Origin of the sequence: Streptomyces rugosispiralis (assembly GCF_024505145.1) — a bacterium.
Classification (GTDB): domain Bacteria; phylum Actinomycetota; class Actinomycetes; order Streptomycetales; family Streptomycetaceae; genus Streptomyces; species Streptomyces rugosispiralis.
The window spans coordinates 102,187-127,753 of sequence record NZ_JANIAA010000006.1 but is presented as its reverse complement, the minus strand read 5'-3'; the positions used below and the strand labels follow the sequence as shown (position 1 = coordinate 127,753).

Sequence of the window (25,567 nt, the reverse complement as noted above, 5' to 3'; positions counted from 1 at the left end):
CCGCCCGTGCGGGGGCCCGGCCGTAACCCTCGTTGACGGCGGAAGTTGTCCTGTGCGTGGAAGAGACCATGGACGTGACAGGACCAACGCGGTTCCCCGCGGGAACCTCGCAGATCCCTCAGCAGCGCGGGGAGCGGCTGCGCGACGCGGCGGTGCGATACGCCGAGGAGCGGCACTGGGACGTGCTCTCCGGCGCCTGGCTCGAGGCCGTGGACGGAGTGGAGCGCTGCTCCTGCGGAACCGCCGACTGCCCGGCCCCCGGCGCCCATCCGACCGGCCGGGACTGGGTGAACCAGGCCACCGGCAGCGCGGTCGTGGTCCGCCGGATGTGGGCCAGGACGCCGCGCGCCGCCATCCTGCTGCCCACCGGCCGCACCTTCGACGCGCTCGACGTCCCGGAGTCCGCGGGCTGTCTGGCGCTCGCCCGCATGGAGCGCCGCCAGGTCGAACTGGGCCCGGTCACCTGCACCCCCGGGCGCCGGATGCTCTTCTTCGTCCTCCCCGGCGCCGCCGCCAAGGTCCCCGACCTGGTGCGGAATCTGGGCTGGCCGCCGAACGCGATCGACCTGACCGCCCGCGGCGAGGGCGACTATGTGGTCGCGCCGCCGACCCGGGTGGGCGTGCGCGGCCCGATCCAGTGGGCCCGGCGGCCCACCGCCGCCAACCGCTGGCTGCCCGACGCGCAAGAGCTGGTCAGCGCCCTGGCCTACGCCTGCGGCCGCGAGCGCCGCTGACACTCCTGAGCGCTCCCCGGGACGGCCCCTATCGTGGAGCGACGGCGGGGGCGTCATGACCGGCCCCCGCGTGCTACGTCAGTGGGACACGTCCCACGGGAACACGGGGTAAGTCGGTGCCGCAGGAGCAAGCAGCAGACAGCACACAGCCACAGTCGTCCCGGGCCGCCGCCGTGCGGGTGAGCGGCCTGTGGAAGCGCTACGGGGAGCAGGTCGCGGTCGCCGGGATCGATCTGGAACTGCCCGCCGGGCAGTTCATCGGACTCGTCGGACCCAACGGCGCCGGTAAGACCACCACGCTTTCGATGATCACCGGCCTGCTGCGCCCGGACAAGGGGACCGTGGAGATCGGCGGACATGACGTCTGGCGGGACCCGGTCGAGGTCAAGGCGCGGATCGGGGTGCTGCCCGAGGGGCTGCGGATGTTCGAGCGGCTCTCCGGCCGGGAGCTGCTCACCTACACCGGGCGGCTGCGCGGGCTGCCCGGCGCGGAGGTCGACCGGCGCGCCACCCAGCTGCTGGACGTCCTCGATCTCGCGGGCTCCCAGAGCAAGCTGGTCATCGACTACTCCACCGGTATGCGGAAGAAGATCGGACTGGCCGCCGCGCTGCTCCACAACCCCGAAGTCCTCTTCCTCGACGAGCCCTTCGAGGGCGTCGACCCGGTCTCCGCCCAGACCATCCGCGGCGTCCTGGAGCGCTACACCCGCTCCGGCGCGACCGTCGTCTTCTCCAGCCATGTCATGGAGCTGGTGGAGTCGCTGTGCGACTGGGTGGCGGTGATCGCGAGCGGGCGGATCCGGGCCCACGGCCCGCTGGCCGAGGTGCGGGGTGACGCACCGTCCCTCCAGGACGCCTTCCTGGAACTGGTGGGCGCCAACCGGCGCCAGGCGGGCCAGAGCCTCGACTGGCTGGGCGGCGGCGCCCGATGACGCTCACCGACCCGCTCGACGCCAAGGGCCCGCTCGGCGCAACGGCACCCGCGCCGCCCGCCGTCCCCACCGGCTCCCCCACCCCCGTCTTCGTATCGCTGAAGCTGGCGCTGCTGCGCAACGGGCTGCGCCAGTCCAGCGGGCGGCGGGCGGCGTACCTCACCTCGCTGGTGATGGCCATGCTGTTCGCCGTGTTGCAGCTGCTCGGGCTGGTGCTGCTGCGCGGTACGAACCATGTCGACGCGCTGGTCACGCTGCTGACCGCGGTGCTCGCGCTCGGCTGGGCGGTGATGCCGCTGTTCTTCCCCGGCGGCGACGAAACCCTCGACCCGACCCGGCTGGTGATGCTGCCCCTGCGGCCGCGTTCGCTGATCACCGCGCTGCTGGTGTCCTCGCTGATCGGCATCGGACCGCTGTTCACCCTGACCCTGGCGGCCGGTTCGGCGATCGCCGTCGCGCACGGGGCGGCGGCCGCGGTGGCGGCGGTCCTGGCCGTGGTGCTGACGGTGCTGGTGTGCGTGGCGCTGGCCCGCGCCTTCGCCACGGCCAACACCCGCCTCCTCACCAGCCGTAAGGGCCGCGATCTGGCGGTGCTCAGCGGTCTGTTCGTGGCGATCGGCGCGCAGTTCGTGAACCTCGGGGCCCAGCAGCTCGGCGGTAAGGACGGCCTGTCCGTGCTGGAGCCGGCCGCCGCGGTGCTGCGCTGGGTGCCGCCCGCGGCGGCGGTGGACGCCGTCCAGGGCGTGAGCGACGGCGCCTACGGGGTCGCCGCGGCCCAGTTCGCGCTGACGGTGGCCGCGTTGGCGCTGCTGATGTGGTGGTGGCGGTCCACCCTCACCCATCTGATGACCACGCCGGACGCCTCCACGATCCAGGCGGCGGCGCCGCGCGAACGGCGGTCCTCCGGCGCGGCCGACACCCCGGACGCCTCGGGCCCGTTCGCCCGGCTGCTGCCCTCCGGCCGCACCGGCACCGTGCTGCTGCGGACGCTGCGCTATGCCGTACGGGACCCGAAGACCAAGTCGGCATGGGTCACCTCGCTGGGCGTCGGGCTGCTGCTGCCCTTCATCACCGCGGCCCAGGGCAACGGCTCGATCTACTGGGCCTGCTGGGCGTCGGGGATGCTCGGCATGCTGATGTACAACCAGTTCGGCCAGGACAGCTCCGCCTTCTGGATGGTCGCGCAGACGATCTCCTCGCCCCGTGACGCCTATCTGGAGCTGCGGGGCCGTGCGCTGGCGCTGCTCCTCGTCGCGGTGCCGTACGTGGCGGTGGTGGTGCTCGGCTGCGCCGCCGTCCTGAAGAACTGGCCGGCCGCCCCCGAGGCGCTCGGGATCGCCCTGGCGCTGCTCGGCTCGATGCTGGCGACCGGCGCCCTGACCTCGGTGCTGGCCCCGTACTCCATTCCGCAGGACAGCGGCTACAAGAACGTCGTCCCGGCGCAGGCGGGGATCGCCTGGATCAGCATCTTCGGCGGGATCATCGTGGGTTCCGCGCTGTGCGCGCCGGTGCTGGGCCTGACGATCTGGCTGCATGTCTCCGGGGCGCACGGCTTGCTGTGGGTGGTGTTCCCGCTGGGCGCGGTGTACGGCGCGGCGATCGCGGAGGCCGGTATGCGGGTGGCGGCGCCGCGGGTCGCGGCACGGCTGCCGGAGATCCTGGCGGCGGTCAGCAAGGGGTGACGACACGGGTACGCGGGGGCGTGCGCACGCGGCGGGGCCGGGGGTCGCCCCCGGCCCCACCGCGTGCCGTCGTACGAGGCCTCCGCGCCCGGCCACAGCGCGCCCTTGCGTCCTGACTGCCGCGCGACCCGACCGCCGCACGGCCACGACCGCACGGCCACGACCGCGCGCCCACGACCGCCGCGCGCCCGACTGCCGTAACGTTCCGGCGGCTAGTCGAGGTACCTGCTGTACACCCAGCCTCTGGTCCCGGCATGAATTCCGGTCGTGGTCCGCTTGAGGATCTTTCCGTAGGACCAGCTGTTCTCAAAGCCCCGAGTGCGGCAGAAGTACCGGAAGGAATCCCCTCGGTAAAGCGTCCCTATAGCGCGGTACCGCTTTCCCGGTCCGGTGCGGAATCTGGCACCACTGGTCGAGACCTTGAAATTGACATCCGGGGAATTGAACTGACATGCCGATGACCCCACCGCCGACGCCGTTGGCGCCAGGGCGACGGAACCGCCCAGCATCAGCGCCGCCGAGAGCACGACCATCGAGGCTTTACGTTTGATCTTCACGCGATCACCCCCCATGATCAGTTAATTCATTGCGCGCCAAGGAGCGTAGCACCCGTCAATCCGGAAGCTGAGGACCCGGTAAAACCCCGGCGGCCACTCGGCGAGTCGCCGATGGACCGGTGTAGCCGACAAGTTGAAGGCCGGGCACCGCTGACAAGTTGAAAGCCGAAGGTAATTGTCAGCCGAGCGCCTCCGGGGTGAGCCCCGCGGCATCGGTATGGCCCGACAGCGCCAGCGTCAGCTCGAACTCGGCCAGCAGCGCGCGGATCACATGCTCCACCCCCGGCTGCCCGTCCAGCCCGAGCCCATAGGCGTACGGCCGCCCCAGCAGCACCGCGCGGGCGCCCAGGGCGAGCGCCTTGAACACATGGTCACCGGTGCGCACTCCGCTGTCGAAGAGCACCGCCAGCCGGTCGCCGACCGCCGCCACCACCCCCGGCAGCGCGTCGGCCGCCCCGATCGAGCCGCCCACCTGGCGGCCGCCGTGGTTGGACACGACGACCCCGTCCATCCCCGCGTCCGCCGCGCGCCGGGCGTCCTCGGGGTGCAGCACACCCTTGAGCACGATCGGGCCGTCCCAGTGCTCGCGCAGGAAGGCCAGGTCCTCCCAGGTCTTCCCGGGGTCGCCGAACAGCTGCACGAAGTGCAGCACCGCGGCGTCCCGGTCCTCGTGGACCGGCTTGGTGAGCCCGGCCTGGAACGCCGGATCGGTGAAGTAGTTGGCGGTGCCAACACCGTGCAGGAACGGCAGATACGCCTGGTCGAGGTCGCGCGGCCGCCAGGCCAGCAGCGGGGTGTCGAGGGTGACCACCAGGGCCGTGAAGCCACAGGACTTGGCCCGGCTCAGAAAGCTCCTGGTGACCTCCCGGTCCTTGCCCCAGTAGAGCTGGAACCACCGCTCACCGTCGCCCATCGCCTCCGCCACCCGCTCCATGGGCGTACTGGAGGCGGAGGAGAGGATGAACGGCACGCCCTGCGCCGCGGCCGCCCGCGCCGCCGCGCACTCGGCCTCCGGGTGCATGATCGACAGCACCCCGATCGGCGCGAGCGCGAGCGGCGCGGGCAGCCGGGTGCCGAACAGCTCGACCGACAGATTCCGCCGCCGTACGTCGCGGAGCATCCGGGGCACGATCCGATGCCGGTCCAGCGCCGCCCGGTTGGCCCGCTCGGTGCTGCCGCTGCCCGCGCTGCCCGCCACATAGCCCACCGGTCCGGGCCCCAGCCGCGCCTCGGCCAGCTCCTCGAGCCGGGTGAGATCCGCGGGAAGCCGGGGGACGGCGCCGGTCATCCCGTTCAGATAGATCTCGTACTGAAACGCCGCCCAGTCCTTGCCGGGTTCCGGTTCCATGATGTCGCCACCGATCATGCGCTTCCCTTCACCTGTCCATTACTGGTCAATTTCCCATTGTTGTAAGGGAGTAGAGGACTCGTAGGATCGACGAACCGTCGATCGCGTTCAAGAGATCACCCCGGAACGCGATGAGGTCACGTTCCCGCATTGGAGTTCCACTTGCCGTTGACCAAGACAACGTGGCTGCGTACCGGCGCGCCCGTTGCCGTACTGGCTCTCGCCCTGACCGCGTGCGGACCATTCGGCGAAAAGGGCGATACTTCCGGGAACGCACGGCACTCTTCCCGCTCGGGTGTCACCGATGGTCACCGGAGCGGTGCGCAGAGGGTCGGTATGCGATCGGACGGTGAGCCGCCGCTCGCGCCGGGCCAGGCCGGTGCGCGTGCGTTCAAGGAGGACACCGGGGTCGAGCCCACCTACCGGATCGCGGCGCAGAAGGTCGACATCGGCACGGCGGCCGAGGCGAGGGCGCTGGTGTCGAACCCGGCGGACGCCGAGGGCAAGGTGCCCGCGGTGGCCCAAGTGAAGTACACCCATGTGCGCGGGGCCACGGTGAGGGAGTATCCGCGGGTCGGGGACTACGCGGAGGTGTACGCGGACGGGCGGCGGGGAGCGAAGGTCACCGGCGGCGACGCCGGACGGCCCAAGGGCTGCGCGGACTCGGATGAGATCAAGAACTGGCGGAGCGGGCAGAGCTATCTGCTCTGCAACACCTTCCTGATTCCGGCGCGGGCGAGGTCGGTCCAGGTCATGTGGACGGAGATCGGCGGCGAGCCCTTCGTCTGGACGTTCTGAACGGGACGCACTGAACGGGACGTTCCGAACGGGAAGCACCGAACGGGAAGCACCGAACGGGACGTACTGAACCGGGTGCCGCATCACCGGGCTTGGGCACCGCGGTGGCGTCAGACGGGCAGGACCGAGGCCAGGAAGGGCTCCACGGCGCGGCGCCAGCCGTCCGGCTGGTCGTAGTGGACGAGATGGCCCGCGTCCACCACCTCCGCGTACTCCCCCCGGGGCAGTACGCGGACCATCTCCTGTGCCTCCGCGCGACCCAGCTGACCGTCCAGCCCGCGCACGACCAGGGTGGGGCACTCGACCAGCGCGAGCTCCTCCCAATGGGCGTCATGGACCCAGGTGTCACGGATCTTCAGCATCTGGCGGCAGGAGAACGCCGGGCGCCAGCCGTCCGAGCGCTCGGCCATGACCTCGGCGAAGAAGTCGCCCCGGGGCGGATTCGGCCGCTCCAGCGTCGGATCGTCCTCGCCGAACCACTTGCGCACATCGGCGAGGGTGGCGAACGGCACCGGCCAGGAGCGGAACCACTCGGCCCACTCGCGCTGTGAGGCGGCGCCGAGGGCCGAGGCCCGCATATCGCAGATGACCAGCGCCCGGACCAGATCGGGGCGGCGGGCGGCCAGCTGCCAGGCGGTGAGGGCGCCCATGGCATGGCCGATCAGGGTCACGGGGGCGAGGCCGAGCTGCTCCACGGCCGCCTCGGCGTCGTCCACATAGGTGGAGCGGTCGAACGGCCCCTCGGCCGGCTTCTCGCTGCGGCCATGGCCGCGCTGGTCGAGGGCGACCGCCCGATGGCGGGTGGAGAGCCAGCGGGCCGTCTCCGCCCAGTGGGCGGCCCGGCCCAGCAGCCCATGGAGCAACAGCACTCCGGGGCCTCGCGCTCCCTCGCGGCCAGCGCCTGCCTTGGGCGGATCGGTGAACTCCCAGGCGGCGAGCCGCACGCCGCCGGCCCCGCTCACTTCGATACGTCGCACCATGTGGTCTGGCACCTCCAACCCTCTCTCGAACACCCTCACAGTATCGAACTCATATTCGAACACGGGGCATTGGCGTTCAAGACCCCTCGTTCGAGTGACCGTGCTCGGGGATTGATCGTCTGCGCCTGGGGGAGACAGCTAGCGGGAGGCGGACTGCTCGGGGAAGGGAGTCCGCGGGGGACGACCCTGGGAGCTCGGGGCTCCGGGTCACCAGGGCCCCGGGTCGCACCGGCCGCGTTCGCGCGGTCCGTACGCACCGGGGCCCAGCGGGGGGACATGGGGAAGCGGGGCCCCGGCACCTGACGGCACCGGGGCCCTCGCCGAAGAACACCCCCTCAGCGGCGCAGCCCATCGGGCCCACCGGACCCCCTCCCCTGACGATCCGAGCGTCAGCGACAGCGTCGCACGCGGCGGCCCGGCCCGCTCGGTTTCTGTCGACTCCGGTATCCGGAAAATCCGTCGTCGCAGGTCGTGACGGCTGAATGACTTGAACCGGGTGTATCGGTCAGCGTGTCGAGGCGCCGGAGGTCGCGCGGGGGCGTGTTCGCGCGGTGTTGGGAAGCGAGGTCAGCGCGCTGTGGGAAGCGAAGTCGGTGCGCTGCGGGAAGGCGAGGTCAGCCCGGTGCGGGAAGGCGAGGCCGGTGCGGTGCGGTGCGGGAAGCGAGGTCAGGGAAGGTCAGCGCTTGGCCACGAAGACATGCGAGGCGATCTCCGCCTCCAGCTCCGCCGCCTCACCGCTGCTGCCGACCAGCACCCCGCCCGCCGACTCGGTGACGCTCACCACGGAGCCCGGCTGCACCCCGGCCCGCCGCAACGTGTACATCACCTGGGCGTCGGCCTGGATGGGCTCGCCGATGCGGCGCACCACCACCGTCTTGCCCTCCGAACCCGGCTCCAGCTCACGCAGGCTCACCATGGACTCGTCCAGGAACGGATCGGCCTCGGCCTTCTCGCCCAGCTCCTCCAGGCCCGGAATCGGGTTTCCGTACGGCGACTCGGTCGGATGGCGGAGCAGCTCCAGCACCCGCCGCTCCACCGCCTCGCTCATCACGTGCTCCCAGCGGCACGCCTCGGCGTGGACCTGCTCCCACTCCAGCCCGATCACATCCACGAGCAGGCACTCCGCGAGCCGGTGCTTGCGCATCACGCGCGTGGCCAGCCGGCGACCCTCCTCGGTCAGCTCCAGATGGCGGTCGCCCGCGACCGTGACCAGCCCATCGCGCTCCATCCGCGCCACCGTCTGGCTGACCGTCGGACCGCTCTGCTCGAGCCGCTCCGCGATCCGGGCGCGCATGGGGACCACGCCCTCCTCCTCGAGCTCGAGGATGGTGCGGAGATACATCTCCGTGGTGTCGATCAGTCCGGACATGCGTGCCCCTCGAAGTGTCGTGCGGTGGCCCTCAACCAATTCTGACGCATCCCACCGACAACGGGGCCGAGTCGGCCCCTTCCGCCGCAAGGGACCGGGCTGCTATTCACAGCGTCATGATCGAAACCCCCCACGAGGAAGGCGACGCGTTGATGAGCGAGTCCAAGCCGGCCGGGCAATTCTTCGACGCGGCCATCGGCCTACTGCGGCAGGTGCGGGACGAGGAGGGCGAGCATATCGCCGCGGCGGGCACCCTGATCGCCGATACCGTCGCCGCGGGCGGCCGCCTCTTCACGTTCGGCGCCGGGCACTCCTCCCTGCCCGCTCAGGACGTCGTCTACCGCGCGGGCGGGCTCGCGCTGATGAACCTGCTGCCGGTACCGGGTGCGGTGGGCGTGGACGTCGTCCCCGCCACCCTGGGCAGCGCGCTCGAACGCGTCGACGGGCTCGCCACGACCGTCCTCGACAGCAGCCCGCTCAAGGCCGGGGACCTGCTGATCGTGATCTCGCTGTCCGGGCGCAACGCCCTGCCCGTGGAGATGGCCATCAGCGCGCGGGAGCGCGGCATCAAGGTGATCGGGTTGACCTCGGTCGGCTACGCGACCGGCACGACCCCGCGCAACCCCTCCGGTGGCTTCCTCAAGGACCACTGCGACCTGGTCGTCGACAACAAGATCGCGGTCGGGGACGCGGAGCTCACGGCGGACGGCGTCGGCGCGCCCTTCGCGCCCGCGTCCACCGTCGTGACGAGCGCGATCATGCAGTCCATGGTGGCGGCCGGGATCGGGGAACTGGCCGAGCGCGGGATCGAGCCGCCCATGCTGAGGTCGGGGAACGTGGACGGCGGGCACGAGTGGAACCGTAAGGTGATGACCGAGTACGGGGACCGGATCTTCTACCGGCGGTAACGGCCCGCGGCCGGTGAAGGCCCGCGGCCGGTGAAGGTCCGCCGCCGGCCACGGCCCACCGCCCGGTCACGGCCCGCCGCCCGGTGATCCGTCGGCGTGCGCCCCCTGTGGGCGCCGCCCGGCGCGGCGTCAGGGCCTGCGTACGGCCAGGTCCACCGAGGCCGCGACCCGGGCCGCGACGTCCTCCGCGTATGTCGCGTCCGTCCGGTCGAAGGCCCGGCGGCTCGAGGTGCGCAGGAAGGTGACCACGCCGAGGGTGCGGCCGCGGCTGCGCAGCACCGCGCACAGGCCGTGCACCGCGCCCTCCGGCCATTTGCGGGCCGTCGCCCACTGGACCGCCCCCGACTCGTCCGAGCGTCTCGCGCTCGCCCGTACCGAACCGCAGCGCTCGACCGCCTGGAGCGCCGGATGGCTCTCCGGGTAGGCCAGCGGGATGCCGCCCGGGACGACGGGCGGGCAGGGGCCGGGGGCGCCGGTGGGCGTGGCCGCCGCCCGGACCAGCCGGATCCGGTCCGCCGGGGCGCCCGGCGGCGGGTCCAGGACCAGGTCGATCAGGGCATGGTCGGCGAAGCCCGCCAGCGCGAAGTCCAGGTGGACCGAGGCCGCCTCCATCGGGTCCTCGCATTCGGCCGCCGCCCGCGCCGCCCGGTGCAGCTGGTTGCCCCGGAAGCGCATCCGAGCGCTCTCCTGCTCCTGGCCCTTCACCTCCGTCACGTCCTGGAAGATCCAGGCCACCCCGAGCGGCGCCGGTTCCTCGGTGAGCGGTGAGGCCAGCCGGAGGAAGCCGCTGCGCCAGCAGCGGCGCCGCGCCGCCGCCCCGGCCTCGCCCCGGTCGGTGCCCTCGCCGCGCACCGCCTCGTCGTCGTCGAGCAGTTCGTAGCGCACGCCCTCCGCGCCCTCGAAGCCGTCCGCCGGGTCGGGGTCGGCGTCCCGCAGCGTCACCCACAGCTCGGTGGGCGCCGGGGGCGCGCCCTCCGCCAGGACGTGCTGGAGCGCGGCCTCCACCTCCTCCATCCCCTGGTCCAGGAAGTCCCCCAGCGGCCGTCCGGGCGCGGCCTTACGGGCGGTGCGCAGCGCGCCCGCCGCGTTGGCGTTGACGACGGCCACCCGCAGATCCGCGTCGACCAGGACCACGTTCCACGACGCGTCGTCCAGCAGCGCCTCGCTCAGCGCGATCGAACGCTCCAGGTCGACCTGGGCGTGCACCTCGCTGAAGGCGCAGTACACCCCGGCCGGGCGGCCGTCCGCGCCCGGCACCCCCGAGGACTGCGTACGGACCAGGACCCGGCCGCCGTCCTTGGTCAGCAGCGCGAACTCGTGCACCCGGCGTCCCGTGGCGCCCATGGCCTCCGTAAGGCGCGCCTCGACGTCCCGGGCGTCCCCCGGGCGGGCCGCCCAGCCGCCCAGCCCCTTGCGGCCGACCGCCTCCGCCGCCGTCCACCCGAGGATGCGCTCGGCCTCGTGGTTCCAGTGGGTCACCGTGCCCTCGGCGTCGAACGCGCACAGGGCGGCGTCCATCCCGTCGAGCAGCGCGGCGAGCAGTTCGGAGTCGGGCCGCCCGGAGCCGTCCGGGCAGTCGGGGTGGCCGGACGCCGACGGGGCCGCGCCCGGCTGTCCCGGGACCCCCCGCGAGGACCGGGCGGAACGCGCTGGACGTGCGGGTTCGGAACGTTGTGAAGCGCTCACCTGACACCCCTTGCTGGACGTGGCTGTCTGTGGTGGGGCACGTCGGACATTGAACTCGAACGTGACACGCGCCACACCGCATTCGTCGAAATCGTTGCCTCACGGAAATTCGCTTGTGTGTGGCAGGAGGGGGTTCTTAGGGTGGCGGTACACGAGAAGGGAGGTGGTTCGGCAGATGTATGAAATCCGGACGCGTGAGGTGACTGCGGGCTAGCAGTCCGTCGTCGCGCTCAGCGCATTCGCCGGACCGGCGCACGAGAGGTGCGCAGCCGGCCAATCCCAAGCAGTCACCCGACCCGCGGGTCGCCGGTACGTCCGACCGGCCCCCTTCCGCCTCAAGGGCGTCAGGGGAGAGACCCGCGGGTTGTCCGCGTTCTCAGGGCGTTCTCGAGGCCGAGCCCCGAGACGGGGCGGCCCCGCACGAGGCCCTTACGGCCGTCGGCGCCCCCTTACGGGTACAGCCGCTCCACTCGCCAGCCGCCCTCCTCCTCGGGCAGCCGGACGTACCGCAGCCGGTCGTGCAGCCGGTTCTCCCGGCCCTGCCAGAACTCCACCGCCTCCGGCACCACCCGGAACCCGCCCCACTCCGGCGGCACCGGCACCTGCTCGCCCGGCGGATAGCGGTCCGCCAGCTCCTCGTACGAGCGGTCCAGGTCCTCCCGCGAGCCCACCACCGTGGACTGCGAGCTCGCCCACGCCCCCAGCTGCGAGCCGTGCGGCCGGGTGCGGAAGTACGCCGCCGTCTCGTCGCGGCCGGTGCGCCGCGCGGTGCCCGTCACGATCACCTGCCGGGCGATGGGGTGCCAGGGGAAGAGCAGCCCGACATGCGGGTTCTCGCCCAGCTCTCGCCCCTTACGGGAGCCGTAGTTGGTGTAGAAGACGAAGCCGCGCTCGTCGAAGCTCTTCATCAGGACCGTGCGGGAGCTCGGGCGGCCCTGTGCGTCGGCCGTCGAGACGACCATGGCGTTCGGCTCGAACAGCCCGCTGCCGACGGCGTCCTCGAACCACCGGGTGAACTGCCGGAACGGATCACCCGCCAGGTCCGCCTCGTCGAAGCCGGCCGCGCGGTAGTGCTCGCGCATGGCGGCCGGGTCGTACGTACGCGCGGAGGAAGCCGAGGGCTCCGAGTCAACGTGAGGCACGGGCATATCTTGCAACATCATCGGTCCGTCGCACGGGCGGCCCCGGAAGAGCGCTCTCCCTCCCCCGCCCCGGCACCCCGTAACCCTCCCGCGATCCGGAGGGTATGTGCCACTTCTCACGCTTCCCCATGGGCAGCACACCCACCAGACTGAGCGGACCACGCGCCGCCCGTTCGGCGCCTGGGCAGGCACCACCCCCCGTGTCCCGGAGGTCACTCCCCGCCACGGTTGGGTGACCACCACCCGCACGGGGCACATCACGGAGTGACCGGTACGGACCGCGAGCCGTGTCAGGCGGCCGCGTAACCTTTCCGGCACCGTCCGCCGCCGACCGTCGTCCGCATCATGAGGAGCCGCCTGATGTCCGACTTCGTACCCGGACTCGAAGGAGTCGTCGCGTTCGAGACGGAGATCGCCGAACCCGACAAGGAAGGCGGCGCGCTCCGCTACCGAGGCGTGGACATCGAGGACCTGGTGGGCCATGTCTCCTTCGGGAACGTATGGGGTCTGCTGGTCGACGGCGCCTTCAACCCTGGGCTGCCGGCCGCCGAGCCGTTCCCCATCCCGGTCCACTCCGGGGACGTCCGGGTCGATGTGCAGTCCGCGCTGGCCATGCTCGCGCCCGTCTGGGGCCTCAAACCGCTGCTGGACATCGACGCGGAGCAGGCCCGTGAGGACCTGGCCCGCGCGGCGGTGATGGCCCTGTCCTACGTGGCCCAGTCGGCCCGTGGCCAGGGGAAGCCGATGGTTCCGCAGCGGGAGATCGACAAGGCCGGAACCATCGTGGAGCGCTTCATGCGGCGCTGGCGCGGTGAGCCGGACCCCAAGCATGTGGCCGCCGTCGACGCGTACTGGACCTCGGCTGCCGAGCACGGCATGAACGCCTCCACCTTCACCGCCCGCGTCATCGCCTCCACCGGCGCCGACGTGGCCGCCGCGCTCTCCGGCGCGGTGGGCGCCATGTCGGGGCCGCTGCACGGCGGTGCGCCCTCCCGGGTGCTCGGCATGATCGAGGAGATCGAGCGCACCGGGGACGCCACCCGCTACGTCAAGCAGGCACTGGACCGGGGCGAGCGGCTGATGGGCTTCGGCCACCGGGTCTACCGCGCCGAGGACCCGCGGGCGCGGGTGCTGCGGCGCACCGCCAAGGAGCTGGGCGCACCGCGCTTCGAGGTCGCCGAGGCGCTGGAGCGGGCTGCCCTGGACGAGCTGCACAACCGCAGGCCGGACCGGGTGCTGGCGACGAACGTGGAGTTCTGGGCGGCCATCATGCTGGACTTCGCGGAGGTCCCGGCGCCCATGTTCACCTCGATGTTCACCTGCGCCCGTACGGCGGGCTGGAGCGCGCACATCCTGGAGCAGAAGCGGACCGGCCGTCTGGTGCGGCCGTCGGCCCGGTACGTCGGTCCGGGCACGCGCAGCCCGCACGAGGTCGACGGCTACGGGGACACCGCCTCGCGGTAGGCCGGCTCGCGGTAGGTCGCCTCGCGGCGGGTTACGCCTCGCGGCAGGTCAGGAGGCGGCCGGGGCGGGGTAGTCGTTGGCCGGGTGGTCGTTGGCCGGGTGATCGCCGGCCGGGTGGTCGTCCGGGTCCCGCGGGGTCAGGATCCCCTCCAGGATCCGCGACCACTGGGCCACCACCCGCTCCCGGCGGTGGCCGTCGTCCGTCAGCAGATTGGCCAGACCCAGGCCCCGTCCCATGTCGAGCAGGCCCTGGACGGCCTCCCGGACGCCCGGCACCGACTCGTCGGCGCCCAGCAGCTCCACCGCCATCCGATGCGTCTCCCGGCCGATCTTCGCCTCCAGGGCGGCCACCCGGGCACCCAACTGCTCCTCGTACGAGGCCGCCACCCACAACTGGAGTGCGGCCCGGAAGAGCGGGCCGGTGTAGAGGGTGATCAGCGCCTCGACCACCGCGGGGACGCGGCCCTCCCCGTGCGGGGCGGCGAGTGCGCGCAGCTCCGCCGAGCGCTCCTCGGCGACATGCTCGACGGCGGCCGTGAAGAGGTCCTCACGGGTCGGGAAGTGGTGCTGGGCCGCGCCCCGCGAGACCCCGGCCCGCTCGGCGACCACCGCGACCGTGGAACCGGCCCAGCCGCGCTCGGCGAGGCAGGCCACGGCGGCCTCCAGCAGCCGCCTGCGGGTGGCGCGGCTGCGGTCCTGCTTGGGGTCGCGCAAGGCCGTACGGGGGGTCATCGGGACGCCCCGGCGGAGCCCGTGTTCCCTACGGCCCCCCTGTCCCCCGCCGCCCCCGTGTCCGGAGCCGTCCCCGTGTCCGGTATCGCCCCCGCGTCGGAAGCCGTCTGCCGCACCCACGCCGGGTCGCGCCGCTCCAGGAACGACGTCATGCCCTCACGCGCCTCCTCGGAGGCGAAGAGGCGGGCCGACAGCGCGGCCAGCGCCTCGCCGTCCCGGTCGAAGGCGCGCAGCACATCGGCGGTCACCAGCCGCTTGGACTCGGCCAGGCCCTGCGGGGAGCCCCGGCGCAGCCCGTCGAGCACGGGCGCCAGCGCCTCGTCCGCGTCCCCCTCCGGGTCCGCGAGCGTCACCAGCCCGATGCGGGCCGCCTCTGCGGCGTCGAACCGCTCGCCCGTGAGGTAGTAGCGGGCCGCCGCGCGCCGGTCCAGCCGGGGCAGCAGCGGCATGGAGATGACGGCCGGGGCGAGGCCGAGCCGCGCCTCGGTGAAGGCGAAGCTGGCGCCGCGCCCGGCCGCCGAGATGTCGCAGGCCCCGAGCAGCCCGAGCCCACCGGCCCGTACGTGCCCGGTGACGCGGGCGACCACCGGCTTGGGCAGCTCCACGATCGACCGCAACAGCTCCACCAGCCCGGACGCCCCCGCAGCCGAGGGCGGTTCGCTCAGATCCGCGCCCGCGCAGAAGGTGGTGCCGGTGTGGGTGAGCAGCACCGCCCGCACCCGGTCGTCCCGCCCGGCCGTCGCCAGCGCCGCGCGCAACTCGGCGACCAGGCGCGAGGAGAGGGCGTTGCGGTTGTGCGGCGAGTCCAGGGTGAGCGTGGTGATACCCCGCGCGAAGGCGGACCGTACGAAAGCCTTCGGCGCATCGGCCGTAGGGCCGTCGGCCATGGAGCCGTCGGTCGTGGAGCCGTCGGTCGTGGAGCCATCGGTCATGGAACCATCGGCCTTACGGTCGTCGGTCAGCGGGCGGTCGGCCGTGGGGCCGGTCGTGGGGCCGTCGGTCATGGGGCGGTCGAACTCCTTTCCCTGGCGCGCAGTTCACGCCTGAGAATCTTGCCGGTGGCCGAACGCGGCACGGCGTCCGTGAACTCCACGCGGCGCACCTTCTTGTACGGGGCCACCTGCCCGGCAACGTACGCGATCAGGTCGTCCTCCGAGATCCGGGTCCCGGGCCTGGGCACCACATACGCCTTGGGGATCTCGTTGCCCGCCCCGTCCGTCACGCCGATCACGGCGGCGTCGACGACGGCCTCATGGGCGAGCAGCACGGCCTCCAGGTCGGCCGGGGCGACCTGATAGCCCTTGTACTTGATCAGCTCCTTCACCCGGTCCACCACATACAGCCAGCCGTCCGCGTCCACATGTCCGACGTCGCCGGTGTGCAGCCAGCCCTCGGCGTCGATCATCGCGTCGGTGTCCCCGGGGCGGCCCAGATAGCCCTTCATCACCTGCGGGCCGCGGATGACGATCTCGCCGTCCTCGCCCACGGCCAGGTCCGCGCCGTTGTCCGGGTCCACGATGCGCATCTCGGTGCTGGGGAGCAGCTTCCCGACGGTCCCGGGCGGGGCGTTCTTCGCGTCGCGCGGCACCAGATGGGAGCCCGGGGACAGCTCCGTCATCCCGAACGCCTGCAGCAGCGGCGGTACGCCGAGCCGCTGGGCGCACGCCTCCGCGAGCCGGGCGTCCAGCGGGGCCGCCGCGCTCAGCACGTACCGCACCGACGACAGGTCATGGCCGTCCACCGCCGGGTGCTTGGCGAGCGCGAGGACGATCGGCGGGGCCACGTACAGCGCCTGGGCGCGGTGCTTCTCGATCGCCGCGAGGAAGGTGTCGAGTTCGAAGCGGGGCAGCACGATCACCGTGCCGCCGTTGCGGAGCGGTGCGTTCATGAGCGCCGTAAGGCCGTAGCTGTGGAAGAACGGCAGAACGGCCAGCACCCGCTCCCCCGGCCGGTTGGGCACCAGCGTCTCCACCTGCGCGAGGTTGGTGGCCACGTTGCGGTGGGTGAGCATCACGCCCTTGGGGGTGCCGGTGGTGCCGGAGGAGTACGGCAGGACGGCGATGTCCTCGGCCGGGTCGATCTCCACCACCGGTTCGGGCGCGGTGCCGCTCAGCATCGAGCGCAGCGAGCGATGGCCGCTCGCCTCGTCGCACACGAAGATCTCCCGTATCCCGCCCGCCGGTTCGGCGGCCTGCCGGGCCACGCCCAGCAGCGCCGAGACGGTGATGATCCAGGACGCCGCCGCGTCCCGGAGCTGCTTGGCGAACTCCTCCGGCGTGGCCAGCGGATGCACCGTGGTGACCGCGGCCCCGGTGCGGGTGGCGCCGTAGAACGCCGGTGGGTACATGATCGAGTTGGGGCTGTGCAGGGCCACCACATCGCCCTTGCGCACCCCCGCCTCGGCCAGCGCGGCCCCGATCCGGCGCGCCGCGCGGTCCAGCGCGACATAGCTCAGGGCCGCCCCGGTCACGCCGTCCACCAGCGCGGTCAGATCGCCGAACTCCTCGGCGGCGCGGGCCAGTACGGCGTCGTGGATGGGCAGATCGACGGGCGGTACATCGGGATACTCGCTGCGCAGCACCATGGCCGTTCCCCTCAGCTCGATGGACCTACCTGTCCGTTCTGCCCCCTCCACGAGGTCCGTACGACCGCGGTGGTCCGGGCACCCGCTCAGTACGACTTCGGCAGGCCCAGGGTCTGGTGGGAGACGTAGTTGAGGATCATCTCCCGGCTCACGGGGGCGATCCGGGCCACCCGGGCGGCCGTGATCAGCCGCGCCAGCCCGTACTCGGCGGTCAGGCCGTTGCCGCCGAGGGTGTGCACGGCCTGGTCCACCGCCTTCACCGCGGCCTCCCCGGCCGCGTACTTGGCCATGTTGGCGGCCTCGCCCGCGCCCGCGTCATCGCCCGCGTCGTACAGGTACGCCGCCTTCGCCATCATCAGCCGGGCCAGCTCCAGCTCGATATGGGCCTGGGCGAGGGGGTGGGCGATCGCCTGGTGGGCGCCTATGGGCTCCTTCCACACCTGGCGGGTGCGGGCGTAGTCCACGGCCTTGTCGAGCGCGTAGCGGCCCATGCCCAGCGCGAACGCCGCCGTCATGATGCGCTCCGGGTTGAGCCCCGCGAACAGCTGGAGCAGCCCGGCGTCCTCGTCGCCCACCAGCGCGTCGGCGGGCAGCCGTACGTCGTCCAGCACCAGCTCGAACTGCTTCTCCGCGGCGGCCAGTTCCATGGGGATGTGATGGTGGGAGAAGCCATGGGTCTCGCGCGGGACGATGAACAGGCAGGGCTTGAGCTTCCCGGTCCTGGCGTCCTCGGTGCGGCCGACAATAAGGATCGCGTCGGCTTTGTCCACACCGGTGATGAAGACCTTACGGCCGTTGAGTATCCAGCCGCCGCCCTCGTCCCGGCGGGCGGTGGTGGTGATGCGGTGCGAGTTGGATCCGGCGTCGGGCTCGGTGATGCCGAAGGCCATGGTGAGGCTGCCGTCGGCCAGACCTGGCAGCCAGCGCTCCTTCTGCTCGGCGGTGCCGAACCGGGCGATGACGGTGCCGCAGATGGCGGGCGAGACGACGAGCATGAGCAGCGGGCAGCCCGCCGCGCCCAGCTCCTCCAGGACGATGGACAGCTCGGTGATGCCGCCGCCCCCGCCGCCATACTCCTCGGGGAGGTTGACGCCGAGGTAGCCCAGCTTTCCTGCCTCGGCCCATAGTTCGGCGGCCCCCTCGCCCTCCTGGGGGCCGCCCGGGGCGTGTCCCTTGGCGAAGGACGACACCGCGGCGCGGAGCGCGACGCGCTCCGGGGTGTCCACGGGCGTGTGCGGGCTGGTCATGGACGGCTCCTCCCACGTACGTGCGTTGTGCGGGCCACGCGCGCTGTGCTGTGCGGGCCCCTTGCGGTGCGTTGTGCGGTCCGGCTGTGCTGCGTCGCGTCGCTGGCCGCGGTGGTCCCGCGCGGCGCGTACGGACGGTGTGGCCCGTACGGACTGTGCGAGGCGCGCGGACGGTGCGAGGCGCGCGGACGGCGTGCGGACGGTGCGCGGCGTGCGGGCCGTACGGTCCGTACGGACGGTGCGGACCGCACGGTGTACTACGGGGCCGGGTCACTCCCCCGCCGCCACGACGGCGAGCAGGGCTCCGACCTCGACCTGGCGGCCGGGGGCGGCGTGCAGGGCGGTGAGCACCCCGGCGGCGGGCGCCGTCACGCGGTGCTCCATCTTCATGGCCTCCAGCCACAGCAGGGGCTGACCGGCCTCGACCCGGTCCCCGACCGCCACCTCGGCGACCCGCACCACCGTGCCCGGCATGGGCGCCAGCAGCGAGCCCGGTTCGGTGCGGGCCGTGGGGTCGGGGAAGCGGGGCAGCGCGGTGAACACATGGCCGCCCCGGGGCGTGTCGACGTAGCGGCGGTCCCCATAGGCCGTCACCTCGAACGTCCGCCGGACCCCGGCCACGACGAGGACGACCCGCGCCGGCTCGGCGTCCCGTCCGGGCTCGGCGTCCCGCCCCGGCTCGGCGCCCCGCCCCGGCTCGGCGGCCCACCCCGGCTCGGCCGCCGGCAGCCGGACGTCGGAGAAGCCCTCCGCGAGCATCCCGTCGCGGGTGAGGCGGTAGCGCACCTCGTGCTCGATGCCGCCCGGCTCCGCGCGGTAGCTCCTCAGCTGCGACTGGGAGGGCACGTTGCGCCAGCCGCCCAGCCGCCCCGCCACCGTCGCCGTCGCCGGCCGCCGCGCCGCGTCGGCCAGGGCGGCGGCGAGGGCGGCGAGCGGGGCCGCCTCGTCGTCATCGGAGGGGGCGGTCAGCTCGGGCAGATGACGTTCGAGGAACCCGGTGTCCATACGGCCCGCCTCGAACTCCGGGTGGCGCAGCGCCCGTACGAGCAGCTCCCGGTTGGTCACCGGGCCGTGGATCCGGGCCCGCTCCAGCCCATGGGCCAGCCGCCGCACCGCCTCGGCCCGGGTGGGGGCCACGGCGATGACCTTCGCCAGCATCGGGTCGTAGTGGACGCCGATCGCGTCGCCGCCGTCCGGCCCGGAGTCCACCCGCAGCCCGGGGATCTCCAGCCGGTGCAGGATCCCCGTCTGCGGCCGCCAGTCGCGCGCCGGGTCCTCGGCGTACAGCCGCGCCTCGATCGCGTGCCCCCGGGGCGCCGGAGGCTCGGCGTCGAGCCGCTCCCCCTCCGCGATCCGCAGCTGGAGCGCCACCAGGTCGAGGCCGTGGATCTCCTCGGTGACCGGGTGCTCGACCTGGAGGCGGGTGTTCATCTCCAGGAAGTACGCCCGCCCCGAGGGCGAGACCAGGAACTCCACCGTGCCCGCGCCCTCGTAGCCGATCGCCCGCGCCGCGTTCGCCGCCGACTCGGCCAGGGTGCGCCGCAGTTCCTCGTCAAGGCCAGGGGCCGGGGCCTCCTCGATGACCTTCTGGTGGCGGCGCTGGAGGGAACAGTCGCGGGTGCCGAGGGTCCATACGGTGCCATGGGTGTCGGCGAGCACCTGGACCTCGACATGGCGGGCGCCCTCCATATAGGGCTCCACGAAGATCTCACCGTCGCCGAAGGCGGAGGCCGCCTCGGCGCGGGCGGAGTCGAGTTCGGCGGGCAGCGCGGCCAGCTCGCGCACCACCCGCATGCCCCGGCCGCCACCGCCCGCCGCCGCCTTGACCAGCACGGGCAGATCGCCAACGGTGACCTCGGCCGGGTCGAGCGGATCGAGTAGCGGCACGCCCGCCTTGCGCATGATCTCCTTGGCGCGGGTCTTGGAGGCCATGGCCTCCATCGCCTCGGGCGGCGGCCCCACCCACACCAGCCCCGCTCCCCTTACGGCACGCGCGAAGTCGGCGTGCTCCGAGAGGAAGCCATAGCCGGGGTGGACGGCGTCGGCCCCGGTGGCCAGGGCGGCCTGCACCAGGAGATCGCCGCGCAGATAGGTGTCGGCCGGGGCGTCGCCCGGCAGCCTTACGGCGGAGTCGGCCTCGCGCGCGTGGGGCGCGTCGGCGTCCGCGTCGGAGTGCACCGCGACGGTGGCGATGCCGAGGTCACGGCAGGTGCGGGCGATACGCCGGGCTATCTCGGCGCGGTTGGCGACCAGGAGGGAACGGATCACGGGTTCCTCACTCACATCCGGAAGACGCCGAAGCCACCACGCGCGCCCTCGACCGGCGCGGTGTGCAGGGCGGACAGACACAGGCCGAGCACGGTGCGGGTGTCGCGCGGATCGATGACGCCGTCGTCGTAGAGCCGCCCGGAGAGGAAGAGCGGCAGCGACTCGGACTCGATCTGCTGCTCCACCATGGCGCGCAGCGCGGCGTCGGCCTCCTCGTCGTACGGCTGCCCCTTGGCGGCGGCGGACTGCCGGGCGACGATCGACATCACCCCGGCGAGCTGCTGCGGGCCCATCACGGCGGACTTGGCGCTGGGCCAGGCGAAGAGGAAGCGGGGGTCGTACGCCCGGCCGCACATCCCGTAGTGACCGGCGCCGTACGAGGCGCCGATGAGCACCGACAGATGCGGGACCCGGGAGTTGGAGACGGCGTTGATCATCATGGCGCCGTGCTTGATGATCCCGCCCTGCTCGTAGTCCCGGCCGACCATGTAGCCGGTGGTGTTGTGCAGGAAGAGCAGCGGGATGTCGCGCTGGTTGGCGAGCTGGATGAACTGCGCGGCCTTCTGCGACTCCTCGCTGAACAGCACCCCCTGGGTGTTGGCCAGGACCCCGACCGGATAGCCGTGCAGCGCGGCCCAGCCGGTGGCCAGGCTGCGCCCGTACAGCGGCTTGAACTCGTCGAAGTCCGAGCCGTCGACGATCCGGGCGATCACCTCGCGCGGATCGAACGGGACCTTCAGATCGCTGGGCACGATGCCGAGCAGCTCCTCGGCGTCGTACTTCGGCGGTTCGGCGGGCCCCGGATCGGAGTGCGCCTTGCGCCAGTTGAGACGGGCGACCACCCGGCGGGCCTGGCGCAGCGCGTCGGGCTCGTCGGTGGCGAAGTAGTCGGCGAGCCCGGAGGTGCGGGCGTGCATCTCGGCGCCGCCCAGCGACTCGTCGTCGCTCTCCTCACCGGTGGCCATCTTCACCAGCGGCGGACCGCCCAGGAAGACCTTGGAGCGCTCCTTGACCATGATGACGTGGTCGGACATCCCGGGGATGTACGCGCCTCCGGCGGTGGAGTTGCCGAAGACCACGGCGATCGTGGGGATTCCGGCGGCGGACAGCCGGGTCAGATCGCGGAACATCGCCCCGCCGGGGATGAAGATCTCCTTCTGGGACGGGAGATCGGCGCCGCCGGACTCGACGAGGCTGACGAGCGGCAGCCGGTTGGCGTGCGCGATCTCATGGGCGCGCAGCGCCTTCTTGAGCGTCCAGGGGTTGCTGGCCCCGCCGCGCACGGTCGGGTCGTTGGCGCTGATCAGGCACTCCACACCGGAGATCACCCCGATGCCGGTGACGATCGAGGCCCCCACCGGATAGTCGCTGCCCCAGCCCGCCAGCGGCGACAGCTCCAGGAACGGGGTGTCCGGGTCCAGCAGCATCTCGATCCGCTCGCGGACCAGCAGCTTGCCGCGCTTGCGATGGCGCTGGACATATTTCTCACCGCCCCCGGCGAGCGCCTTGGCGTGCTCGCCCTCCAACTCGGCGAGCTTGGCGAGCATCGCCTCCCGATGGGCCGCGTGGTCGGCGCCTGCGGGGTCGAGCGCGGACGCGAGCACGGTCACCGGAGTACCTCCGGTATGTCCAGGCGGCGAGCGGGCGGCCCATCGCCGACGGCCGTGGCCCGGGGGCCGGAACGGGGGGTCACAGCAGTACCTCCGGTATGTCCAGATGGCGGGAGCGCAGCCATTCGCCGACGGCCTTGGCCTGGGGGTCGAAGCGGGCCTGCGCGGCGACGCCCTCGCCGAGCAGACCGTCCACGACGAAGTTCAGGGCCCGCAGCCGGGGCAGCGGATGGCGGGTGACGTTCAGTTCGGCCGTCTCCGGGAGCAGCTCCCGCAGCCGGTCGGTGGTGAGAGTGTGGGCCAGCCAGCGCCAGGCGTCCTCACCGCGCGCCCAGACGCCGATGTTGGCGCTGCCGCCCTTGTCGCCGCTGCGGGCCCCGGCGACCGCGCCGAGCGGGGCGCGTCGGGTGGGGCCCGGCGGCAGCGGGGGCGGCGGTGGAGCCTCGTCCACCGGGCCTACGGCGGCGGGCGTGGTGGGCGCCGGGGGAACGGACAGCCGGGAGCCGTCGGGCAGTACGGCGGTGTGCGGCACGGTGTCGGCCGGAGTGCTGACGGCCTCGAAGACGCCGTAAGGGGAGCCCTTTCCGGGCGGGGCGGTGACATGGAAGCCGGGGTAGCTGGCGAGGGCCAGTTCGACGGCCGCGCCGCTGATCACCCGCCCCACCGCCGCCGGGTCCCGGTCGCGCACCACCAGCCGCAGCAGCGCGCTCGCCTCCTCCTGCACGGCCGCGTCGGGGTGGTCGGTACGGGAGAGGGCCCAGCGGACCTCGGCGGGGCGGCGCTTGGCCATCGCCCCCTCCATCTGGTCCCGTACGAGCGCCGCCTTGGCCTCGATGTCCAGGCCGGTGAGCACGAACACCACCTCGTTGCGGTGGCCGCCGAGCCGGGTCAGCCCGGTCTTGAGGGTGCGGGGCGGCGCCTCGCCCCGTACGCCGTGGACGCGCACCCGGTCCGGGCCGTCCTGGACCAGCCGCACCGAGTCCAGCCGGGCCGTGACGTCCGGGCCCGGATAGCGGGCGCCCGCCGTCTCGTAGAGGAGCTGGGCGGTGACGGTCCCGACCGTGACGGCGCCGCCGGTGTGCGGATGCTTGGTGATCACGCTGGAGCCGTCGGGGTGGATCTCGGCGAGGGGGAAGCCGGGGCGGCGGACGTCGTGCTCGGCGAAGAAGGAGTAGTTGCCGCCGGTCGCCTGGGTACCGCACTCCAGGATGTGCCCGGCGACCACGGCTCCGGCGAGCGCGTCCCAGTCGTCGGCGGCCCATCCGAAGTGCGCGGCGGCCGGGCCCGTCACCAGCGCGGCGTCCGTCACCCGCCCGGTGACCACCACGTCCGCGCCACCGCGCAGACAGGCCGTGATCCCGGCGCCGCCGAGATAGGCGTTGGCGGTGACCACACCCGCCCCCCAGTCGTGGGCGCCGAGCAGGTCGTCGCCCTCGACATGGGCCACCCGGCAGCCGATCCCGAGCCGCTCGGCGAGCTTGCGGATCGCGTCCGCCAGCCCGGCCGGATTGAGCCCGCCCGCGTTGGTGACGAGCCGTACGCCGCGCTCCATGGCGAGCCCCAGGGTGTCCTCGAGCTGGCGCAGAAAGGTGGTGGCATAGCCCCGCGCGGGGTCCTTGGCGCGGTCGCGGCCCAGGATGAGCATGGTCAACTCGGCGAGGTAGTCACCGGTCAGCACGTCCAGGGGCCCACCGGTGAGCATCTCGCGCAACGCGTCGAAGCGATCGCCGTAGAAGCCGGAGGCGTTGCCGATCCGGAGCGGTGAGGACGCCGCCGTCACCGGTCGCCTCCCGCGGCGGCGCCTGCCGGGCGGCCACCGAGCGGACTACCGCCGGACGGGCTGCCGCCTGTCGCAGGGTGGCCTGACGCGCGGTCACCTGTCGCCGGGTCACCTGACGGGCTGCCGCCGGGCACACGGTCGCCTCCCGCGGCGGCGCCTGCCGGGCGGCCACCGAGCGGACTACCGCCCGCCGGGTGCTCAGGGCTGCCCGCCACCAAGCGTTCCGCACCACCGACCGTATGGCCCGTCCGCTGCCCCGGGGCGCGGCCCTTGCCGGGCGGGCCCGCGAACGCCTGGGCGATGTCCAGCCAGCGGTCCATGTCCGGCCCTTCGGCCCGTAGGGCCAGGTCGTCACGGTGCGCCCGCTGGGTCACCAGCAGGCAGAAGTCCAGCGCGGGCCCGGTCACCCGCTGGGCCGCGTCCTGCGGCCCGTACGTCCACAACTCCCCGTCCGGTGCGGTGAGCTCGACCCGGAACTCGTCGGCGGGCGGCTCCATCCCCCGCGCCGCGTACGCGTAGCCCCGCGCCCGGACCCCGATCCGGGCCACATGGCGCAGCCGGGCGGTGGGAGTCCGGGGCACGCCCAGCGCGTCGGCGACGTCCTGGCCGTGCGCCCAGGTCTCCATCAACCGGGCGGTCGCCATGGACATCACGCTCATCGGCGGCCCGTACCACGGCAGCCGGGCGCGCGGCGGCTGCGCGGCCAGCGTCCGGAGCAACCGCTCCCGCCCCTCGCGCCACTGGGCCAGCAGCACCTCGGGCGGTTCGGCCGCCCCACGCTCCGCGCCCTCGTCCACGAACGCGTCCGGGGCGGCCCACGCCCGGCGCACCTCGTCGGCGAACCCCTGGGGGTCCTCGGCGGCTTGTACGGCCCGCTCATCGGTCCAGGCCAGATGGGCGATCTGATGGGCGATGGTCCACCCGGGCGCGGGCGTCGGCGTCCGCCACGCCGCGCCCCCGAGCCCGGCCACCAGGCCGTCCAACTCGTCCCCCTCCGCCCGCAGATCGCCGAGCAGAGCCTCCGTCTCGGACACGCGTCGCTCCCGTCGTCGGGCCAGCCGTGTGTCGGCTTCCTCATGCCTCGTCGACGCCTCTTGTTGACGTCTCGTCGAGCGAGGGTGGCAGCGCGGCGAGAAACAATCAAGCACGCTTGCATGATTCAGCTGGTTGGGACGGCCCGTCAGGGCACGCCGACTAGTGCTGATCGACTCGGAACGCTGAACATTCAGGTTGCCGCAGAACTTTGCCCACGCACCTTGTCCACGATCAGCAGGTCCTTCTTGCTCAGATAGAACAGAGGCTGGTCCCCGTCGGCGAGAGCCCCGCGCTCATGTGCGCGGTACCGGATGCGTTCGTCCTGGGTCAGCGGAGCCCACCCCTGGCCCAATCCATGGGCGATCCACTCCTCATCCGGAACGTGCTGCTCGTCGTCGGCGTATACCTCGCCGAGGTGGCGGATCAGCCATCCCTCCTGATGGGCCGCTGACCGTCGCGGGCACGGGCCAGGTCGCCGCCCCCGTCTTCCACGAAGATGTCGACACCGTCGGTGGCGATCCGGCGGGTGGCCAGCCCGTACTCGTCGCCGAACGCCAAGGGCACCGCTTCGGCCGCTTCGCGGATCTTGGGCATGCTCAGATAATCGCGCAGCGACCGGAGCACATACGCTTCGACGACCGCCACGAACGGGATCGAGGGCCGGCCGCGCTTGACCGGCCGGAGCACGGCGCCTGTTCACCCCACGGTAGG

At 72.9% G+C, this 25,567-nt stretch carries 21 protein-coding genes and 1 pseudogene; 6 read left to right on the top strand and 16 right to left on the bottom strand.

Features of this window, described 5'->3' with window-relative positions:
* The first annotated feature begins 68 nt into the window (after positions 1–68).
* The 3 genes from NP777_RS13070 (at position 69) to NP777_RS13060 (ending at position 3,348) form a co-directional block, all read left to right on the top strand.
* Positions 69–734 carry a bifunctional DNA primase/polymerase gene (locus tag NP777_RS13070; protein WP_256650295.1) on the top strand — a complete coding sequence of 222 codons (666 nt, stop codon included), beginning with the start codon at positions 69–71 and terminating at the stop codon, positions 732–734.
* A 116-nt stretch (positions 735–850) separates the two neighbouring features.
* Positions 851–1,666: an ABC transporter ATP-binding protein gene (locus NP777_RS13065; protein WP_256650294.1), complete on the top strand. Its 816-nt coding sequence runs from the start codon at positions 851–853 to the stop codon at positions 1,664–1,666.
* Entirely contained in the window at positions 1,663–3,348 is a 1,686-nt protein-coding gene (locus tag NP777_RS13060; protein ID WP_256650293.1) for a transporter, read from the top strand. The genes NP777_RS13065 and NP777_RS13060 overlap by 4 nt, the downstream gene beginning before the upstream one ends.
* Positions 3,349–3,560: 212 nt before the next feature.
* Here the strand turns inward: NP777_RS13060 and NP777_RS13055 are convergent, their stop codons facing one another.
* Both NP777_RS13055 and NP777_RS13050 read right to left on the bottom strand, forming a co-directional pair.
* Entirely contained in the window at positions 3,561–3,857 is a 297-nt protein-coding gene (locus tag NP777_RS13055) for an SH3 domain-containing protein (RefSeq protein ID WP_256650448.1), read from the bottom strand.
* 226 nt (positions 3,858–4,083) lie between these two features.
* Complete coding sequence (locus NP777_RS13050) at positions 4,084–5,271, bottom strand: lactate 2-monooxygenase (protein ID WP_256650292.1); 1,188 nt, start codon at positions 5,269–5,271, stop codon at positions 4,084–4,086.
* A 318-nt stretch (positions 5,272–5,589) separates the two neighbouring features.
* On the opposite strand from NP777_RS13050, the gene NP777_RS13045 reads away from it, so the two are divergent.
* Positions 5,590–6,051 (top strand): hypothetical protein, encoded by a 462-nt coding sequence (locus NP777_RS13045; protein WP_256650291.1) that lies wholly within the window; start codon positions 5,590–5,592, stop codon positions 6,049–6,051.
* Positions 6,052–6,161: 110 nt separating this feature from the next.
* On the opposite strand, the gene NP777_RS13040 is transcribed toward NP777_RS13045, so the two are convergent.
* A complete protein-coding gene (locus tag NP777_RS13040; protein ID WP_256650290.1) occupies positions 6,162–7,031 on the bottom strand; it encodes an alpha/beta fold hydrolase in 870 nt (289 codons plus the stop codon).
* Between the two features lie 676 nt (positions 7,032–7,707).
* A complete protein-coding gene (locus NP777_RS13035) occupies positions 7,708–8,400 on the bottom strand; it encodes a metal-dependent transcriptional regulator (RefSeq protein WP_037958355.1) in 693 nt (230 codons plus the stop codon).
* Between the two features lie 152 nt (positions 8,401–8,552).
* On the opposite strand from NP777_RS13035, the gene NP777_RS13030 reads away from it, so the two are divergent.
* The gene (locus tag NP777_RS13030; protein WP_256650447.1) at positions 8,553–9,308 is read left to right on the top strand and encodes an SIS domain-containing protein; all 756 of its coding nucleotides are present in this window, start codon (positions 8,553–8,555) and stop codon (positions 9,306–9,308) included.
* 129 nt (positions 9,309–9,437) lie between these two features.
* Here the strand turns inward: NP777_RS13030 and NP777_RS13025 are convergent, their stop codons facing one another.
* Positions 9,438–10,994, bottom strand: a complete 1,557-nt coding sequence (locus tag NP777_RS13025) for a PAS domain-containing protein (RefSeq protein WP_256650289.1) — start codon at positions 10,992–10,994, stop codon at positions 9,438–9,440.
* A 449-nt stretch (positions 10,995–11,443) separates the two neighbouring features.
* Positions 11,444–12,142 (bottom strand): pyridoxamine 5'-phosphate oxidase, encoded by a 699-nt coding sequence (gene pdxH, locus NP777_RS13020; protein WP_256650288.1) that lies wholly within the window; start codon positions 12,140–12,142, stop codon positions 11,444–11,446.
* 354 nt (positions 12,143–12,496) lie between these two features.
* Here pdxH and NP777_RS13015 point away from each other — a divergent pair, with 354 nt between their 5' ends.
* Entirely contained in the window at positions 12,497–13,600 is a 1,104-nt protein-coding gene (locus NP777_RS13015) for a citrate synthase 2 (protein WP_256650287.1), read from the top strand.
* Positions 13,601–13,648: 48 nt separating this feature from the next.
* On the opposite strand, the gene NP777_RS13010 is transcribed toward NP777_RS13015, so the two are convergent.
* The 10 genes and pseudogenes from NP777_RS13010 to NP777_RS12970 all read right to left on the bottom strand — a co-directional run bounded on the left by NP777_RS13010 (position 13,649) and on the right by NP777_RS12970 (position 25,543).
* Positions 13,649–14,332 (bottom strand): TetR/AcrR family transcriptional regulator, encoded by a 684-nt coding sequence (locus NP777_RS13010; RefSeq protein WP_256650286.1) that lies wholly within the window; start codon positions 14,330–14,332, stop codon positions 13,649–13,651.
* The gene (locus NP777_RS13005; protein WP_256650446.1) at positions 14,329–15,219 is read right to left on the bottom strand and encodes an enoyl-CoA hydratase family protein; all 891 of its coding nucleotides are present in this window, start codon (positions 15,217–15,219) and stop codon (positions 14,329–14,331) included. Before NP777_RS13005 ends, NP777_RS13010 begins: the two co-directional genes overlap by 4 nt.
* Before the next feature lie 113 nt (positions 15,220–15,332).
* Complete coding sequence (locus NP777_RS13000; protein WP_256650285.1) at positions 15,333–16,916, bottom strand: 4-coumarate--CoA ligase family protein; 1,584 nt, start codon at positions 16,914–16,916, stop codon at positions 15,333–15,335.
* An 86-nt stretch (positions 16,917–17,002) separates the two neighbouring features.
* Entirely contained in the window at positions 17,003–18,163 is a 1,161-nt protein-coding gene (locus NP777_RS12995) for an acyl-CoA dehydrogenase family protein (RefSeq protein WP_256650284.1), read from the bottom strand.
* A 270-nt stretch (positions 18,164–18,433) separates the two neighbouring features.
* Positions 18,434–20,431 carry an ATP-binding protein gene (locus NP777_RS12990; RefSeq protein WP_256650283.1) on the bottom strand — a complete coding sequence of 666 codons (1,998 nt, stop codon included), beginning with the start codon at positions 20,429–20,431 and terminating at the stop codon, positions 18,434–18,436.
* An 11-nt stretch (positions 20,432–20,442) separates the two neighbouring features.
* The gene (locus NP777_RS12985) at positions 20,443–22,041 is read right to left on the bottom strand and encodes an acyl-CoA carboxylase subunit beta (RefSeq protein ID WP_256650282.1); all 1,599 of its coding nucleotides are present in this window, start codon (positions 22,039–22,041) and stop codon (positions 20,443–20,445) included.
* Between the two features lie 79 nt (positions 22,042–22,120).
* Positions 22,121–23,821 (bottom strand): acyclic terpene utilization AtuA family protein, encoded by a 1,701-nt coding sequence (locus NP777_RS12980; protein ID WP_256650281.1) that lies wholly within the window; start codon positions 23,819–23,821, stop codon positions 22,121–22,123.
* Positions 23,822–24,075: 254 nt separating this feature from the next.
* Positions 24,076–24,855 (bottom strand): annotated as a pseudogene (locus tag NP777_RS12975) (TIGR03084 family metal-binding protein); the annotation flags it as partial.
* A gap of 191 nt (positions 24,856–25,046) precedes the next feature.
* On the bottom strand, positions 25,047–25,280 hold the full coding sequence (locus NP777_RS48490) for a PIN-like domain-containing protein (RefSeq protein WP_391858504.1): 234 nt from the start codon (positions 25,278–25,280) through the stop codon (positions 25,047–25,049).
* Positions 25,280–25,543, bottom strand: a complete 264-nt coding sequence (locus NP777_RS12970) for a hypothetical protein (RefSeq protein WP_256650280.1) — start codon at positions 25,541–25,543, stop codon at positions 25,280–25,282. The genes NP777_RS48490 and NP777_RS12970 overlap by 1 nt, the downstream gene beginning before the upstream one ends.
* Positions 25,544–25,567 lie beyond the last annotated feature (24 nt).

What these genes read in the sequence shown, in the direction of transcription:
- NP777_RS13070 (WP_256650295.1), top strand. Translation starts at nt 69, where the DNA reads ATGGACGTGACAGGACCAACGCGGTTCCCCGCGGGAACCTCGCAGATC.
- NP777_RS13060 (WP_256650293.1), top strand. Translation starts at nt 1,663, where the DNA reads ATGACGCTCACCGACCCGCTCGACGCCAAGGGCCCGCTCGGCGCAACG.
- NP777_RS13055 (WP_256650448.1), bottom strand. Translation starts at nt 3,857, where the DNA reads ATGCTGGGCGGTTCCGTCGCCCTGGCGCCAACGGCGTCGGCGGTGGGG.
- NP777_RS13050 (WP_256650292.1), bottom strand. Translation starts at nt 5,271, where the DNA reads ATGATCGGTGGCGACATCATGGAACCGGAACCCGGCAAGGACTGGGCG.
- NP777_RS13045 (WP_256650291.1), top strand. Translation starts at nt 5,590, where the DNA reads ATGCGATCGGACGGTGAGCCGCCGCTCGCGCCGGGCCAGGCCGGTGCG.
- NP777_RS13040 (WP_256650290.1), bottom strand. Translation starts at nt 7,031, where the DNA reads ATGGTGCGACGTATCGAAGTGAGCGGGGCCGGCGGCGTGCGGCTCGCC.
- NP777_RS13035 (WP_037958355.1), bottom strand. Translation starts at nt 8,400, where the DNA reads ATGTCCGGACTGATCGACACCACGGAGATGTATCTCCGCACCATCCTC.
- NP777_RS13030 (WP_256650447.1), top strand. Translation starts at nt 8,553, where the DNA reads ATGAGCGAGTCCAAGCCGGCCGGGCAATTCTTCGACGCGGCCATCGGC.
- pdxH (WP_256650288.1), bottom strand. Translation starts at nt 12,142, where the DNA reads ATGCCCGTGCCTCACGTTGACTCGGAGCCCTCGGCTTCCTCCGCGCGT.
- NP777_RS13015 (WP_256650287.1), top strand. Translation starts at nt 12,497, where the DNA reads ATGTCCGACTTCGTACCCGGACTCGAAGGAGTCGTCGCGTTCGAGACG.
- NP777_RS13010 (WP_256650286.1), bottom strand. Translation starts at nt 14,332, where the DNA reads ATGACCCCCCGTACGGCCTTGCGCGACCCCAAGCAGGACCGCAGCCGC.
- NP777_RS13005 (WP_256650446.1), bottom strand. Translation starts at nt 15,219, where the DNA reads ATGGCCGACGGCCCTACGGCCGATGCGCCGAAGGCTTTCGTACGGTCC.
- NP777_RS13000 (WP_256650285.1), bottom strand. Translation starts at nt 16,916, where the DNA reads ATGGTGCTGCGCAGCGAGTATCCCGATGTACCGCCCGTCGATCTGCCC.
- NP777_RS12995 (WP_256650284.1), bottom strand. Translation starts at nt 18,163, where the DNA reads ATGACCAGCCCGCACACGCCCGTGGACACCCCGGAGCGCGTCGCGCTC.